At 40.1% G+C, this 16,185-nt stretch carries 18 protein-coding genes and 1 tRNA gene; 2 read left to right on the top strand and 17 right to left on the bottom strand.

What is annotated here, in order from left to right; translation table 11 throughout:
* The 11 genes from F886_RS05840 to rpe form a co-directional block, all read right to left on the bottom strand.
* A tRNA-Pro gene (locus tag F886_RS05840) sits at window positions 1–77 on the bottom strand.
* Between the two features lie 142 nt (window positions 78–219).
* Window positions 220–1,284: a quinolinate synthase NadA gene (nadA, locus tag F886_RS05835; protein WP_004794428.1), complete on the bottom strand. Its 1,065-nt coding sequence runs from the start codon at window positions 1,282–1,284 to the stop codon at window positions 220–222.
* Window positions 1,285–1,428: 144 nt separating this feature from the next.
* Window positions 1,429–2,649, bottom strand: coding sequence for a bifunctional glutamate N-acetyltransferase/amino-acid acetyltransferase ArgJ (gene argJ, locus F886_RS05830; protein WP_005302884.1), 1,221 nt, complete (start codon window positions 2,647–2,649; stop codon window positions 1,429–1,431).
* A 133-nt stretch (window positions 2,650–2,782) separates the two neighbouring features.
* Window positions 2,783–3,262 carry a methylated-DNA--[protein]-cysteine S-methyltransferase gene (locus F886_RS05825; RefSeq protein ID WP_005302878.1) on the bottom strand — a complete coding sequence of 160 codons (480 nt, stop codon included), beginning with the start codon at window positions 3,260–3,262 and terminating at the stop codon, window positions 2,783–2,785.
* 12 nt (window positions 3,263–3,274) lie between these two features.
* Window positions 3,275–3,595, bottom strand: a complete 321-nt coding sequence (locus tag F886_RS05820) for a DMT family transporter (protein WP_004794435.1) — start codon at window positions 3,593–3,595, stop codon at window positions 3,275–3,277.
* A gap of 148 nt (window positions 3,596–3,743) precedes the next feature.
* On the bottom strand, window positions 3,744–4,739 hold the full coding sequence (locus tag F886_RS05815) for a cation efflux transmembrane domain-containing protein (protein ID WP_005302876.1): 996 nt from the start codon (window positions 4,737–4,739) through the stop codon (window positions 3,744–3,746).
* A 28-nt stretch (window positions 4,740–4,767) separates the two neighbouring features.
* On the bottom strand, window positions 4,768–5,523 hold the full coding sequence (locus tag F886_RS05810) for a copper resistance protein B (RefSeq protein WP_005302874.1): 756 nt from the start codon (window positions 5,521–5,523) through the stop codon (window positions 4,768–4,770).
* Complete coding sequence (locus F886_RS05805; protein WP_005302873.1) at window positions 5,510–7,444, bottom strand: copper resistance system multicopper oxidase; 1,935 nt, start codon at window positions 7,442–7,444, stop codon at window positions 5,510–5,512. Before F886_RS05805 ends, F886_RS05810 begins: the two co-directional genes overlap by 14 nt.
* 40 nt (window positions 7,445–7,484) lie before the next feature.
* Window positions 7,485–7,880 (bottom strand): hypothetical protein, encoded by a 396-nt coding sequence (locus F886_RS05800; protein WP_005302871.1) that lies wholly within the window; start codon window positions 7,878–7,880, stop codon window positions 7,485–7,487.
* A gap of 103 nt (window positions 7,881–7,983) precedes the next feature.
* Window positions 7,984–8,805 (bottom strand): Cof-type HAD-IIB family hydrolase, encoded by an 822-nt coding sequence (locus F886_RS05795; protein ID WP_005302870.1) that lies wholly within the window; start codon window positions 8,803–8,805, stop codon window positions 7,984–7,986.
* Window positions 8,806–9,161: 356 nt separating this feature from the next.
* Window positions 9,162–9,848, bottom strand: a complete 687-nt coding sequence (gene rpe / locus F886_RS05790) for a ribulose-phosphate 3-epimerase (protein WP_005302868.1) — start codon at window positions 9,846–9,848, stop codon at window positions 9,162–9,164.
* A 184-nt stretch (window positions 9,849–10,032) separates the two neighbouring features.
* Between rpe and F886_RS05785 the strand changes: the two genes are divergently transcribed.
* Window positions 10,033–10,305, top strand: a complete 273-nt coding sequence (locus F886_RS05785) for a DUF2218 domain-containing protein (RefSeq protein WP_000843452.1) — start codon at window positions 10,033–10,035, stop codon at window positions 10,303–10,305.
* On the opposite strand, the gene fghA is transcribed toward F886_RS05785, so the two are convergent.
* The 6 genes from fghA to F886_RS05755 form a co-directional block, all read right to left on the bottom strand.
* On the bottom strand, window positions 10,306–11,151 hold the full coding sequence (gene fghA, locus F886_RS05780; RefSeq protein WP_005302866.1) for an S-formylglutathione hydrolase: 846 nt from the start codon (window positions 11,149–11,151) through the stop codon (window positions 10,306–10,308).
* Window positions 11,120–12,571 carry a C13 family peptidase gene (locus F886_RS05775; protein WP_005302864.1) on the bottom strand — a complete coding sequence of 484 codons (1,452 nt, stop codon included), beginning with the start codon at window positions 12,569–12,571 and terminating at the stop codon, window positions 11,120–11,122. The genes fghA and F886_RS05775 overlap by 32 nt, the downstream gene beginning before the upstream one ends.
* Window positions 12,572–12,707: 136 nt before the next feature.
* Window positions 12,708–13,499 (bottom strand): class I SAM-dependent methyltransferase, encoded by a 792-nt coding sequence (locus F886_RS05770; RefSeq protein ID WP_005302862.1) that lies wholly within the window; start codon window positions 13,497–13,499, stop codon window positions 12,708–12,710.
* A gap of 9 nt (window positions 13,500–13,508) precedes the next feature.
* A complete protein-coding gene (tsaB, locus tag F886_RS05765) occupies window positions 13,509–14,174 on the bottom strand; it encodes a tRNA (adenosine(37)-N6)-threonylcarbamoyltransferase complex dimerization subunit type 1 TsaB (protein ID WP_005302860.1) in 666 nt (221 codons plus the stop codon).
* 134 nt (window positions 14,175–14,308) lie between these two features.
* The gene (locus F886_RS05760; RefSeq protein WP_081402207.1) at window positions 14,309–14,836 is read right to left on the bottom strand and encodes a gamma carbonic anhydrase family protein; all 528 of its coding nucleotides are present in this window, start codon (window positions 14,834–14,836) and stop codon (window positions 14,309–14,311) included.
* A gap of 19 nt (window positions 14,837–14,855) precedes the next feature.
* On the bottom strand, window positions 14,856–15,485 hold the full coding sequence (locus F886_RS05755; RefSeq protein ID WP_085942204.1) for a CoA pyrophosphatase: 630 nt from the start codon (window positions 15,483–15,485) through the stop codon (window positions 14,856–14,858).
* A gap of 114 nt (window positions 15,486–15,599) precedes the next feature.
* Here F886_RS05755 and F886_RS05750 point away from each other — a divergent pair, with 114 nt between their 5' ends.
* Complete coding sequence (locus tag F886_RS05750; RefSeq protein WP_002115876.1) at window positions 15,600–16,148, top strand: NUDIX hydrolase; 549 nt, start codon at window positions 15,600–15,602, stop codon at window positions 16,146–16,148.
* Window positions 16,149–16,185: the final 37 nt, after the last annotated feature.

Below are 16,185 nucleotides of genomic sequence, written 5' to 3'. Positions count from 1 at the left end.
TGGTCGGAGCAGTAGGATTCGAACCTACGACCCCCTGGTCCCAAACCAGGTGCACTACCAGGCTGTGCTATGCTCCGATCTATCTCAGCTTTTGCTGTATCGCACATCGTGCGGTACGGTGTGCATTCTAGGCGCGACGCCCTCAGACGTCAACACCTATTGTCAAAAAAAGTTAAAAATCCTTATCAAATGTATATTTAACAAGCATTTTGAGGTTTTTTAACGCTTTAACGATGCGCTAAAGGCTAACATTCGATCTAAAGGCATTTTGGCACGTTCAGCAAGCGCTGGATCAACGTGTATTTCCTGATCACCTTTTTGTAAAACTTCTAAAATTCCATCGAGTTCATTCATTGCCATCCACGGACAGTGAGCACATGAACGACAAGTTGCACCCTCACCTGCTGTTGGTGCCTCAACTAAAATCTTATTCGGTACCGCTTGCTGCATTTTGTAGAAAATACCGCGGTCAGTTGCCACAATGAGTCTTTCATTTGGCAAAGTCTGCGCAGCTTTAATCAGTTGAGAGGTACTACCTACCGCATCTGCAATGTCTACAACTGATTCAGGCGATTCTGGATGTACCAATACAGCCGCATCTGGGTACAGTGCTTTCATGTTGGCAATGCCACGTGCACGGAATTCTTCATGCACAATACATGCGCCATCCCAAAGCAACATATCTGCACCGGTTTTCTTTTGAATATAGCGACCTAAGTGCTGATCTGGTGCCCAAATAATTTTTTCGCCTAAGCTATCTAGGTGTTCAACAATTTCTACAGCACAGCTTGAAGTTACCACCCAATCTGCACGTGCTTTAACAGCAGCCGATGTGTTGGCATAAACAACTACGGTGTGGTCAGGGTGCTGATCACAAAATGCTGTGAACTCGTCAACTGGACAGCCCAAATCGAGTGAACAGGTTGCTTCAAGTGTCGGCATTAAAATTGTTTTTTCAGGGGACAGAATTTTTGCTGTTTCTCCCATAAATTTGACCCCAGCAACAACCAGTGTTGAGGCAGCATGATCTCGTCCAAAACGGGCCATTTCTAAAGAATCAGAAACGCATCCACCTGTTTTTTCGGCAAGCTCCTGTACTTCAGGGTCGCAATAGTAATGAGCAACAAGGACAGCATCACGTTTTTTGAGCTCTGCTTCGATCTGTGCAAACTTTTGTTGTTTTGCTTCTTCACTTAAGCGATTGTCTTTTGGCTCACCTAAACGGTCTAAATGCGCTTGTACAATGTTTTTTGCATCGTTGGCAATTAAAGTCGCATCACTCATAAAACGTCTTCTCTATCCTTCATGCTGGCATACCTGCTCGCATATAACGTTACTGCTTAAATGATTTATGGATTGAATCATTTAATATCAAAAGTTGGGGCTAATAAAAAAGCCTCTTTGTCGAGGCTTGATTATAACTGATATTTAAGAACGGTAATCAGCATTAATTTTGACATAGTCGTAAGATAAGTCACAGGTATATACCGTGTCTTTGGCCTGACCACGTCCTAAATCAACACGAATGGTGATTTCGGTTTGAGCCATAACGCGCGCGCCCGCTTCTTCGGTATAGTCCTCAGCTGCGCCGCCGTCTTTACAGATTTGCACGTCATCTAACCACACTTGAATTTTAGACACGTCTAGGTCTTTGACTCCTGCATAGCCAATCGCAGCTAAAATACGTCCCCAGTTCGGGTCCGATGCAAAAAGCGCAGTTTTAACAAGTGGTGAATGCGCAATGCTATAAGCAATGTCACAACACTCCTGAATGTTACCGCCACCTTCTACAGCAACAGTAATAAACTTCGTCGCACCTTCGCCGTCACGAACAATTAACTGTGCTAAACGATTCATTACACGAGCAAGTACTTCTAACACTTTAGTGTAGCGTGCATCACTGTCCGATGTAATTTCAGCGCCGCCCGCCTGACCTGTTGCAACAAAAATACAAGAGTCATTGGTTGAGGTATCGCCATCAATCGTAATACGGTTAAATGAATGCTCAACTGTCGTTTTTAGTAGCTTTTGTACTAAATCACGGCTAATAGGTGCATCTGTAGCCACAAAGCTCAACATGGTTGCCATGTTCGGGCGGATCATTCCGGCGCCTTTACTAATACCTGTCATGGTATAAGTAATGCCATCAAGTTCAAATTGTTCAGATGCACCTTTAGGTACTGTGTCTGTGGTCATAATGCCAGATGCAGCATCATTCCAAGCCTCGTCTTGTACACTATTTAATGCAGGCTGAAGACCAGCAAGTAAACGTTCCATCGGAAGCTGCTCACCAATCACCCCCGTAGAAAACGGAAGAACTTCAAAACTGTTTACCCCAGCAATCTCCGCCAATTTTGCACAAGTATCCTGAGCATTTTTCAAACCTATAGGTCCAGTTCCTGCATTGGCATTACCTGTATTAATCACTAAATAACGAGGATTACCTTCGGCAAGATGAGCTTTAGAGACATGAACAGGTGCTGCACAAAATGCATTTTGAGTAAATACACCAGCAACATTTGAACCTTCTGCAAACTCAAAAATGACTAAATCTCGTCGGTTTTGGTAACGTACATATGCTTCTGTTGAGCCAATTTTTACACCTTTTACCACATGCATTTGTGGCATTGTTACGTCACCGACAGCCATTTTTAGAACATCCAAAGTTTGTTGAATAAGATCAATATTTCAAAAAAAGCGATGCCATGAAGCACTTTCTTCATGAAATATCATAGTGGACAGCTTAGTAGAAAAGTCTAAAAAAATCGAGCGCAAAAACGGCTCATTGTTGCTCTAGTTTTAATAAAATATCTTTCTTATCAAGCCCACCAGCAAAACCCACTAAAGCACCGCCCGCACCAATGACACGATGACAAGGTGCAATAATTGAAATCGGGTTTTTGCCATTTGCCGCGCCAACTGCTCTCACCGCTTTTTCATTGCCAATTTGAACAGCAATATCTTTATAACTTCTTGTTTCACCATAAGGGATGGTCAGTAAAGCAGACCAGACCTGCTTTTGAAATACGGTTCCTTCGAAATCTAGTGGCAATGTAAACTCACGGCGTTTACCTTCAAAATATTCTTTTAATTGTTGTTCGGTCTTTAGTAATACTGGATGCTCAAGTTGTTCGACTAGCTCGGCCAGTCGAACACGTTTTGGATTTTCATTGTCCCAGAGTATTGCCACCAAAGCATTTTCATTCGCAACCAGCTTCAATTGCCCAACAGGCGAATTGATATACTTATAAGACAGCAACATAGTTTTATTCTCTTAGGAAGGCGATGAAATTTTCATTAAAACCAAACCTGACACAATCAATACAGCGGCAATCATTCGCATAGCGCCAACAGGCTCATGAAGAAAGAAAATACCGACTAGAAATGACCCGATTGCGCCAATTCCTGTCCAAACAGTATAGGCAGTGCCAAGGGGTAAAGTCTTCATTGAAATTGAAAGTAGAATTACGCTCAAAATCATAAAAACTACGGTAATAACACTAGGGGTTAAACGTGTAAAACCTTCAGACATTTTCATAGAATATGCCCAAATGATTTCAAATACACCTGCTAAAATTAAAATAGCCCAAGCCATAACATTCACTAATTTTTATAGCGTCAGGTCGTCCCGACATGATTACCCAATATGGGGGAGGTCGTTCCTCCTTATGTGAAGACTCAGTTTACTTTAAAATAAAAAATGAAGGCAAACCCTATCTAAAGCTTGCCTGTTTTAGAAAATCTTATTCATTTTTTAACTGTAAAATTTTTCGTGCGCCATTTAAAACAAACAAGACAATAATTAATCCAATCATTAAATCAGGATAAGGAGAACCTGTGATGGCAACCAATATTCCAGCGACAATGACACCTAAGTTTACGATGACATCATTTGCAGAAAAGATATAACTCGCCTTCATATGTGCCCCACTCTCTTTATGGTCTCTCATTAAATAAAGGCAACTAATATTGGCTGCAAGAGCCAATCCACCAATTAAAATCATGAGAATTGAAACGGGTTCACTGCCGTAAATAAAACGGCGCAACACATCAATTAACACAATTATGGCTAAGCCAAACTGGAACCATCCTGAAAGATGAGCGGCCTTTAATTGTGCATTTAGATTTTTACCCACCACAAATAAAGCAATGCCATAAATTGCAGCATCGGCAAACATATCGAGTGAATCGGCGATTAATCCTGTCGATGAAGCAATAATACCTGCCATAAACTCAATGACAAACATGACGCCATTAATGAGTAACAACCATTGTAAAACTTGCTTTTGTGCTGCATTGGTTGAAGAATTAGCTCGAACCTTTTTAGGTTTTTCAACAGGCTCATAATGTGGCTGCGTTTGTTGTAATTCCGCCCCTAGTCCTAAACGTTGCAGACTTTGAGTAATCTTTTCAGCTTGAACACTGTGATAAATCGCCAAATGCCGTGCTGGTAAGTCAAAATGAAGCTCTTGAATATCGTCAGCGTAAGAGGCCAAAGCCATCCGCACCATTTGCTCTTCAGCTGCACAATCCATGTGAGGAATATGATAATAACTCACCCATTGGCTCTTTCTAGGCACAGCTTCACTAGATGTAGAATACTCCTGAGACGGCATGCTTGAGCACCCGCAGCTAGAGCTAGTTTTATTTAAATGTATTTGATTCTCTTGTTTTTCTAAAGCCATCTGTGCACCATAACTGACACAAAAAACAATGCCATCAGTATAAACCAATGGCATGTCATTAAGCTTAATTTTTGTTCGGCAATTAGAACTTAAGTGTTAACCCTGCTCCATAATACCAACCATGTTCAGAGTCGGTTCCAGTTTGCCAAGCAGTTTGTTTTAAACCTTTTTCATAGCCGTAACCCACATCAAGAAATGGCATCACCTTTTTGTTGATTTCATAACGGGTTTGAAAACCAGCTTGTAAACTTGATAAACCTGTTTTACTTGCATAGTGAGATTCATCTTGCAAAACAACATCTGCTTTTAAATAAGGTTTACCAATTAGCTTTTGGGTAAAGAGTAAGTCTCTTTCCGTTTCTAAACTTAGCTTCCATAGCTGATCTTCACCTACATAAAGATATGCATCGGTTTCAAAAAAGTAAGGTGCCATGCCATGCAAACCGACTACACCTGCCCAGCGATCTTGCTTTTCATCTTCCCGTTGTAAACGCTCGTAGTTTACCCCAGCCTGTACATCCCAATAATCAGCTACATTTCGACTGTAAAGTACTGAACCACCGTAATTAGCATCTTCCGACTCAGCTTTTTCAACATGGGCTTTAATGAACAATTTATTTTCATCAGTTCCCACCCAACTTTCTAATTCAGAAGAAAAACTGCCTTTTCCTTCTTCATTCTGACTCCAGCCAGTATCAATTTTTGTTGCTTGATAGATCTGTCCACCATGTTCGCGTAAATGATCATGCGTTAAGGGTTCTTGTGCCAAAGCAAGAACCGATACACCAGAGAAAACACCGCAACATATCATTTGAGAAAATAACTTAGTGATGCGCATGACTAGCTCCTTTTTCATTTTCAGATTGAACAGGTGCTTGAGAAGCATCTACTGCTCCATCATTCACTTGAGCCACAATCAACTTATTCATCATCCCTGCACTCATGTGGTAAAGCAGATGGCAATGAATCGCCCATTCTCCTAAAGCATCGGCTGTTAATAACGCAGTAACTGTTTTTCCTGGTGGAACAATAACGGTATGTTTATTTGGCAAGTTTTCAGCTTGCTGACCATTTTCCAATTGCATGAACATGCCATGTAAATGCATTGGATGAGCCATCATGCTGTCATTCACGAACTTCAAGCGAATACGTTCGCCATACTTAACTTGCAATGGCTCAGCTTCGCTAAATTTCTTGCCATTAATGGTCCAGATATAACGCTCCATGTTGCCGCCTAAACGAATAACAAGCTCTCGTTCTGGCGCACGTGTGTCTGGCTGAGGTGTTAAAGATTGCAAATCGCTATATTGCAGCGCTTTCATACCCGCTGGTGTTGAAGCATTTGCCCAGCCATAAACGGGTTCATCCTTTTTAGTTTTATTCTCAGATTGCGCAGGCATCTCATGCTTCATATTCATCATAGCGTGGTCATGTTTGCTAGACGACATTGCCTGCATATCATGTTTCATTTCAGGCATCGCTGACATGTCATGCTTCATTTGCATCATAGAATGATCATGTTTTTCAGATGACATATTTTTCATGTCATGGCTCATATTCATCATTGTGTGATCATGATTAGTCTGGCTCTCTTCTTTTTTCATTTCAGGCATAGCCGACATGTCGTGTTGCATGTTCATTTGATGGCCAGCATGTTCATCACTCACCCCATTGCCATGACTCATGCCCATATCATCCATGGTTAGCAAAGAACGAGGACGTGGCTGCGGCATTTGAATTGACCCTACAGCTTGCGTATTTTCATTGTGCAAAGTACCGATAGCGAAACCACTGCGGTCAATAGACTCTGCTTCAATCTGATAATTTGGCTGTTTAGGTTCTACGATCACATCGTAGGTTTCGGCTGTACCAATACGAAACTCGTCAATTGCAACTGGTTTAACTGGCTGCCCATCTGCACTTACAACAGTCATTTTCAAATTTGGAATTCTGACATCAAAAAATGACATTGCCGATGCGTTAATAAATCGTAATCGAACCTTATCGCCAGCTTTAAAATTACCTGTCCAGTTTTGCTGTGGTGTCTTGCCATTAACTAAGAAAGTATAACCCGTCACATCAGACATATCGGTTTTTAACATCCGCATCTGATTCCACATCGAACGATCTTGCCAAGTTGCTTTTAAGCCTTGTGTTTTAACTTGCTTCAAAACATCAGATACGGTTTCACGGCGATTTTGATAATACTCCGCAGATTTCTTCAAATTCTTCATAATGCTATCGCTAGAAGAATGATGAAAATCTGAAAGCATCACCACATAATCACGATCAGTTTTTTCATGTGCAGCTACTGGTATTTTCCCTTTTGGATAAATCACGAGCGGGCCATATAAACCATCTTGCTCTTGGCCTTTGCTATGGGCGTGATACCAATAAGTGCCGTTTTGTTTCACCTTAAAGCGGTAAACAAAATCTCCGTTTGGTGCGATTCCTTTAAAACCATTGAAACCCGGTACGCCATCCATTAACCCTGGTAGTAACAACCCATGCCAATGCAAAGATGTATCTTGATTCTTTAATTGGTTATGAACATGAATAACAGCCTCATCTCCTTCCTCAAACTCAAGGAGTGGTGCTGTAAACTTGCCATTTACGGTAATTCGTTTAAGCGGCTGACCCGTAACATTGACCTGTTGTTCATTAATATTAAGGTGATATTCCTTAATTGCCGCGAGAGTCCATGGTGAAACCAATAGACCAAATACAGCGACGAGGCTGCTAATTGTTTTATGAGACATTGCTGTAATCCTTTGAACTAAAAAAATAAGTAAGAAAGGATTAAGCTTTTGGAGGACGTAAAATTTCTTGCCAGTATCCGGCTAAATGCTGAGCCTGATAAATACTGCTAAATTGAGACGAGATTGGAATAAATTGCGAGTCAATATCTGGTACAGCTTGCTGTAATGCCAAATTCACAATTTGACAATGAACTGGGTTACAGTCCTGACAATGCTCACCATGTGAGTTAAGAGACTGTGTCATATTTTGATGACATACAGTCTGATCATCTGTTTGAACATGCATATTCTTATGCGAAGTTTTTTCACTATGACACGGCATAGTGTGAAGATCATGCTGCATAGGCATCTGAGCAACAGACATACCACTCCACCCAATGACCAAAGTCATTAGGAACACAAACCAAGCATACTTGCGTAAGTGTCGTAGAGCCATTGTGGTTTATCGCCTAGAGCCGATGAGTAATCTTAACCCCATTAGCATAACCAAGTTTTCAAACAGATACAATTTTCAATCTTAACTGTTTGTTTTAAAGTAATTAAGCAAATGGTGGTTGATGCTGAAGGACTAAATCAATCACATCTAGTGCACCTTCTTGTTCATTACTTACAGTTGTATAAGGGGCTACTGCTTTCAAAGCTTCAACTGCATTTTCAACCGCAAATCCATAACCGACAGCTTTGATCATCTGGATATCATTATTGTTATCACCAATCGCAACCACTTGATCAGATTCAACCTGCCATTTTTGTAGCAATAGCTTCAAACCATGTGCTTTATGCTGGTCTGGAAGAATCAAATCGATAAAACCAAAACCACTTGAAACAGGAACTAATACTTTATCTGCAACAAAACTTTTTTTCTGAAAATGTTCAAAAATCGCAAAGCTTTCGTTTTCCTGAGCAGTAAAAGTAATTTTACATACCAAGTCATCTAGTGCATAAAAATCATCAATAACTGTTAGCTTTTCAAAGTATCGAGCGACTTTGGCATAGTCCTCCGCGTTCATGCTGCTATGCACATAAGCACTCTGTTTTCCACAGATCACCATAGTCGAGGTATATGAAGGGTCGATTGCTTTTAGAATCTCAATGTATTGTTGCTGACTTAAATGAGCAAAAGCTATTTCTTGCCCTGCATCTACAACATGCGCGCCATTTTCTGCAATAAAAGCAATTTCATGACTAATTTCTGGAAAATAGGTAATCAGCTTTGCGAGTTGGTTACCACTGGCAACCACGAAATGAATATTATTTTGTTTAAGTTGTTCGTACTGTTTTAAAAAACGTGCTTTGTTGTACTGCTTCTTAGAATTAAGAAAAGTCCCATCCATATCTACCGCTAAAATTTTTATCGTCATTAATTATCTAGATCTCTTACTAAAATCTTATTAAAGCAAATTTAGCTTTATTTTTCATGACACTTTTACAGTTTTATACTTATCTATCTCTAAAAAATTTTCACACAGAGCCGTATCGTTTTTTGCACAGGTTATTTTTTAGCAAAGCTTAATAAAAAATCAGATAATAAAATATTCAACACGCATAAAAAAAGAACGCCAAAACGTTCTTTTTTCATACATTTCGCTTAGAGAATAAACGGTTGATCTAATTTTGTTTATTTTACCAACATCTTATCCATACGGTTATCAACACAGTTATCCATATAGTTATAAACAAAGTTATCCACAAGCTTATTCTCAGTTCAATATACTTTTTAAGCGTCTACACTGCCCACTTTCGCAAGCTCTGTACGCATTTGATCAATCACAACTTTATAATCTGGTTGACTAAAAATAGCTGAACCAGCAACAAACATATCTGCACCCGCTTCAGCAATTTCACGAATATTTGCAGGGCCAACACCACCATCAACTTCTAAACGAATATCACGGCCACTTGCATCGATAATTTTACGAGCTTCACGCAACTTTTCTAATGTCATTGGAATAAACTTTTGTCCACCAAAACCTGGGTTTACACTCATTATTAAAATTTGATCAACTTTATCAAGTACATAATCAAGATAGTGTAAAGGTGTTGCTGGGTTAAAAACTAAACCTGCTTTAGCACCACCTGACTTAATCAACTGTAATGAACGATCGATGTGGTGCGATGCTTCTGGGTGGAACGTAATAATATCTGCACCAGCTTCCAAAAAGTCTCCAATAATTCGATCAACTGGAGATACCATTAGATGCACATCAACAGGAGCTGTAATCCCATAATTTTTTAAAGCCTTACATACACCAGCACCAAAAGTTAAATTTGGAACGTAGTGATTATCCATCACATCAAAATGCACCACATCTGCACCCGCGGCTAAAACTTTGTCTACATCTTCACCTAAACGAGCAAAGTCAGCAGATAAAATAGAAGGAGCAATCAAGTAAGGCTTGGACATAGGTGGATGACCTGGCTAAAAATTTAAGGAGAGACTGAAAATTATAACAAAAAAGAACCTACTTGGCCTGCCCTTCCTTGCTTAAATGACAACATTTCAAACTTGCAACGTAACGTTGCAACAATAGAATGCTAACGGCGAAACGAATTTGTTAAGGTACATTAAACCAATGTGAGGATTGATAATGAAAAGCACAACTCATCTATTAACAAACGATGGAAAACGCATTGCAAAACGTCTAGTTAATCATTGGAAGCACAAGTTTGAAGTACAAGAAACTGAACAAGATTTTAAAATCTTAATGCCTACAGCAACGATTACACTTGCACCAGAAACAGAACAGTTAAACGTTGCAATTGATAGCCAGTTAGATGACCACGATCACTTAGAAAAAGTGGTGCTTGATCATCTAAACCGTATGGCTCAACAAGAATTTCAGGTTGAATGGCAACACTAATTAGCCAGCGACCTTTTCTAATTGGATTGCATGGAACTGTAAATGCTCATCCATAAAGGTTTGAATAAAGTAATAACCATGATCATAGCCAGCATGTTGTCTTAAAGTTAAAGGCTGTCCTGCTTTTAAACACGCTTGCTTAAACTTTTCAGGGTGAAGTTGTTCATAAAATTGGTCATCTAATCCCTGATCAACCAAAATTTCGTCAAATACTGCACCATTTTTTGAGACTAAAGCTGTGGCATCATGAGCCAACCAGCTATCGCGATCTGCACCTAAATAATGACTAAAGGCTTTGTCTCCCCATGCACACTCAGTTGGCGCACAGATCGGTGCGAAAGCAGATACCGACTTAAACTTTTCAGGATATTTAAACGCTAAAGTTAATGCACCGTGGCCACCCATTGAGTGTCCAAAGATACCAACTTGTTGAGCGTTTACAGGAAAGCTTTTTAAAATGAGTGGATATAACTCATCAATTAAATAGCTTTCCATTTGATAATGCTCAGACCACGGTGCTTGTGTAGCATTAATATAAAAGCCTGCACCTTGCCCAATATCCCAATGATCCCCTGCTGCAACTTGTTCTCCACGAGGAGAAGTGTCTGGGGTAATCAATATTAAGCTGAGTTGTGCTGCCATATGTTGCGCATGTGCTTTAATGGCAAAGGTTTCTTCAGTACACGTTAACCCAGCTAAGTAAAACAAAGTTGAGCAAGCTTTACCTTCTAAAGCTGCTGGTGGTAAATAAACACCAAACTTCGCTGGTCCTTTTAAATAAGAAGATTCAAATTGGTATATACGCTGCTCGCCCTCAAAGCAGCGGTTTTTTTGCAGGAGTTGCATCGTTTTTAGCCTCTGTTTTTGTTTGAGCAATATCTACACTACCTGTATTTTGCTGAGGAAATAGATACTTTTCCAATTGAGGTAGCATAAGTTCCATATTTTTACCAATCATCCACTGAGGCTCTGAAGGTTCAACACCTTGAGCCACTTCCCATTTGGTTACTGTTTGCTTAGCTGTGTTAAACGAGTCTTTCATCGACGATTGCTCTCGCATAGCCAAATCAAAGAAAGCTCGACCGAAATAGGTATAGTCAGCTTCGTTATTACATCCAAAAGAAGTTTTATCAGCGGCAGATGCAGTAATAATTAAAGTATCAGGAGACTGTAAAGCAGGAATAAAGCTTCCTGAATAACAGGCTGAGATAACAATCACACGCCAGCGAATACCGGATTTATCAAGTGTTTCACGCAACCATTTCGGGTCTACTTGCCCTAAATCTAATGGTGCATTTTCAATTTCGAAGTGATTCTGTTCACCGTGTGAAGTCATATATAGAAATAGGACATCGCTATCACGGTTCATTTGCTGACCCATACGGCGTAGGGCTAACTCGATACTGGTTTTAGAAGCAATTGGAATTTCTGTGCGGGTATCTGGATTATTTACCAACATCATCGAACGACCAATCGTTCCAAAACGTGTGTCAAACTGTTCTTTAATACGGACCACTTCCGATTTAAAAACATCTTGGTAGCTATCGCCAGCAACACCTAAAAAATACCAATGACTTTTTGCCTGCTCGCCATATTGGACTTGCTCTAAAGAATCGCTCAGCAACTTACTTTGTGCGTAAAAAGCATCTTCAGCAAATGTTGGAGCCGAATCTTCTACCTTCCAAATCGGTTGATCTTTTACAGAAAGTTGCCACACTACCATTGTCGCAATAGTCGCAACCATGACAAGTGCACGTTCCCACCAAGGCCACTTAAGTTCGCGTGAGAAAACCCAAATCACCGCTAAACTTTGCCACACAAACAAAGCCACAAATAAGCTCGGTAAAATTCCGTTATAAATAGCGTCGGGAATAAAGTTAAGATAACCGTTAGAACCCAAATACTGAATTAAGCATTGAATTAATAAGATATTTGTATCTAGAACCAACCACAGTAAAGCAGGTACTAGCATTAAACGAGGTTGGTTGGTGCGCTGGGATAAGAAAATACCGACAATTAAGGCAATGAATGGCCAAAGTGCATAACCAATTAAACCTTGAGAATTGAAATCACCGATTTGACCAGCGACAAGCCAACTATACAGAGAGTTAGTACATCCCCCTAAAATTCCCCAAACAATAAGCTGAAGAATAGATGGATGTACAATTTGTAGAGAACGTCTTGATCCCAAAAACAGCCACATTCCGGCAATTTGGTTGCTTTTAAAATCATGCCAAAAGTTAATGGAGGGTTTAAGATCAATCATAAAAGGTTTTCAAAAATTTCGTTTTTGTCAGGCATCTTAAGTGTATGCCTGCTAAGAATTTTAGCAATCATGCTTTTGAACTATATCACATATATTTGTGCATTATTCAAGCAATAAAACCTAACCTTACATAAGCCTACTGAAAATACGCATCAAAACGACAAGCATCTCCTTGCCATTGATGAGCTGGCTCTTGATTCGCCAAGAAAATAGCATGGCGCGGTCGTTTAACGACTACACGTTTAGCAACTTTCTGTGCCAAAACCAGCAAATTATCCCCCAAATCCATCTCACCATCTTCGGGTAAAAGAAGATGTAAAAGCTGCATCTGTTTTTTTACTTGAGCTTGTTTTTTGATTGCTTGGTGATTCTGGTCACGCTGTGGAAACATCGGATCTAGATAAACCACATCAACCAGTTGAGCTGTTTGCTGTAACTGTTGTAAATAGCTTGCAGAATCAGCAAAGATCAGTTGAATCCGATCCATAAACTGGCTTAAAAAACTGTCTTGTTCAGCCTGTGCTTTTGCATCTTCAAGTAAGGTAAATAAAATTGGATGGCGCTCAACCAATTGTATTTGTGCGCCTAAATAAGCCATGAGTAAGCCATCGTGACCCAAGCCTGCTGTAGCATCAACCAGTATTGGTTTTTCACCTAACTGACAAGCCCGAGCAATCATTTCTGATTTAAGACTTGCACGTTTTAAACGGGAAATTTCGGCTTTCCAATCGGGCTGCATTTTCATGCCATTTGCAGATAACCATAACCCGTTTTCATCCACACAAAGTGCCAACTCAGGATTTAAACGCAGAAAACGTGCATTCAGTTTTTCAACTAACTGCAAATCTACAGTCACACCTCTAGAACAAAGCACAGCTTGGTAGTGCTGTGCTTGTTGTTGAAAATCTACTTCAAAATATATGTGCATGATTCGCCTTTATTTTGCTTTACCCTGATCTGCTATTTTTTTCCATGCATCATCACGTAAATAAACTGGCAAAGCATGTTCAGCATCAACCCACTGCTTTTCTTCTGCATAAACACGTGCAATAGAAGCAATGTCTTGTGCAGTTGCAGTGATTGTTTGATGATCTGCATCAGCTTGAAGTAACTTTGCGCCCGAACCAATTAAGCAATGTTTTGCGTAAGCAGCTGCTGGCTCGTAGCCCATTAATTTTTCTTCATCAATACACTGCATAATTCCATGCTCATCTAGAACATAACTTGCAATGTAAACTTCGTTCATACGAGCATCGAGAACCGCCGTCACTTGTTTCAAACCTTCAAGTCGGTATGCCGCTTGAGCTAAAGCTTGTAAACTCGAAACAGGAATAACGGGTAAATCTTGTGACCATGCCAACGCCTGAGTCACAGCTGCATTAATGCGAACACCACTAAAAGAACCCGGCCCACGGCTAAAGGCAATCGCATCTAGACCAGCAACCTCTAGACCTGTTTGTTGTAGCCCCTGCTCAATCATGGGCAAAATGGTCTGGGTTTGTGCTTTCGCCCGCGTATCGAGTTGAAAAAACAGTTCTTGGGTTTCATCGACTAATGAAATAGAACACTGCTCATTTGCAGTTTCCAACGCCAGCAATTTCATGCACAACCTTAGTATTAAATCAGATTAAAAACGAGGGTTATGATACCCCACTCGGCTCTGATAGGCGAGTTGTTCTCTTTCTAAATAAAAATGCCAAGCTTGTGCTTGGCATAGAAAATAACTTATTAAAAATTTTAAAAGTGGAATTTTTTTAAATCTGCATAGTTCTTAAAGTGCTCAGCATAATGCAATGCACTCAAACGTATTTTTGCAGCGCCATCTTCATCTAAAGTTTTGACAATTTTGCCAGGTGAACCCATCACCACTGAATTATCTGGAATCACCTTCCCTTCAGGAATTAAGGCATTCGCACCAATAATACAGTTTTTACCAATCACAGCCCGATTTAAAATTACGGCATTCATACCAATCAAACTATTATCACCAATCGTACAACCATGTAGCATGACTTTATGTCCGACTGTGACATATTCACCAATATTTAGCTCAAGTCCAGCATCGGTATGCAATACAGAATTTTCTTGAATATTAGAGAAATCACCAATTCGAACTATACAGTTATCGGCACGTACTACAGCTCCAAACCAAATGCTGACTTGACGTCCTAACTCTACTTGTCCAATGAGCGTTGCTGTTGGAGCAACCCAACCATCCCATGGCTCATGTAAGGCTTTTGGGTGCTGTCCTTGATAGCTATACATCATAATTTATCAATCCTGATCATTTATTCTTATGAGAAAACTTTGGCATTCCAAAGGTTGGCGAGTTGAGTAAAAATGGCCAATCTTTTTGATAACCCAATCCATATTTAAACAGAGCAACTAACATACGAGCAGTTAACCCCCAAATAATTTCATTATCAATCTGTAAGCTTGGAAAATATAAAGACTGATGGGCATATCGAACTTCATAGGGGGTTGGACGCGTCTCAATAAGTTGCTGCAACGGGACAAAGAAAATTCGGTCAATTTCGGTAGGTTGAGGGATTAAAGTCACCTCTGGAGGAATAAGTCCAACGATCGGTTTTACAGACAAACCACTTCTTGCACGCTGCATCGGCAAATCACCGAGCAACTGCACATCGAACGGATTTAAAGCTGTCTCTTCCTGAGCTTCTCTTAATGCTACAACAATATTACTGGTATCACTAGGATCACGCTTTCCACCCGGAAAAGAAACTTCCCCCGCATGGTTGTTCATATGTATTGAACGGCGTGTAAGCAGTACCTTTGGATCATTTTCATTAGTAATGGCAATGAGTACTGCTGCTTGTGCTTCTTGTATGCGGGTGGAAAAGCGCAATCTTTGCTGTAACTTTTGTGTTAGCAAGTGCTCTTCCATACCATTCACCTATTATTCTATCTCTCTTTGCATCATATCTGAAAATCAAACTTAGGGAATAGAGTTGATGCGTAAGTCTAAAAATTCAGTTATGCTGAGGCATCTCTATACTCGATGATAATTATGAGTTTCTGTGTAGCGTGTGGGCATAAAACCGAACAAAAAATTCCTTTAGGTGATCATAAAGTACGCCGTGTTTGTACTCATTGTGGAAATATTCACTATGAAAACCCCAAAGTAATCTGCGGTGCCTTAGCGTTATGGGAAGACAAAGTATTACTCTGTCGTCGTGCGATTGAACCTCGTTATGGTTTATGGACTTTGCCTGCTGGCTATATGGAATTGTTCGAAACCATGGAGCAAGGTGCAGCACGTGAAACTCGTGAAGAAGCAGAAGCTGAGATAGAAATAGAACAACTTTATTGTATGTACAATATTCCTCGTATTGGCCAAATTTATGTACTTTTCAAAGCGCAGCTGAAAGATGGCATTTTTGGTGCAGGTGAAGAAAGTATCGAGAGTCGCTTGTTTGAAGAACACGAAATTCCATGGGGTGAACTTGCTTTCCCTAGTGTAGAACATACATTAAGACACTATTTTGAAGACCGTAAAAAACAAGTTTTCCCAACGCATCTTGAAACTTTGGGTACGCGTTTAGATCATACGGGTTAATCAATTAGATAATAAAAAGACCGCTAAGCGGTCTTTT

Origin of the sequence: Acinetobacter sp. NIPH 542 (genome assembly GCF_000369825.1) — a bacterium.
GTDB classification, from domain to species: domain Bacteria; phylum Pseudomonadota; class Gammaproteobacteria; order Pseudomonadales; family Moraxellaceae; genus Acinetobacter; species Acinetobacter oleivorans.
Note: the sequence above shows the minus strand (reverse complement) of the source record. Positions and strands in the feature narration are given on the sequence as shown.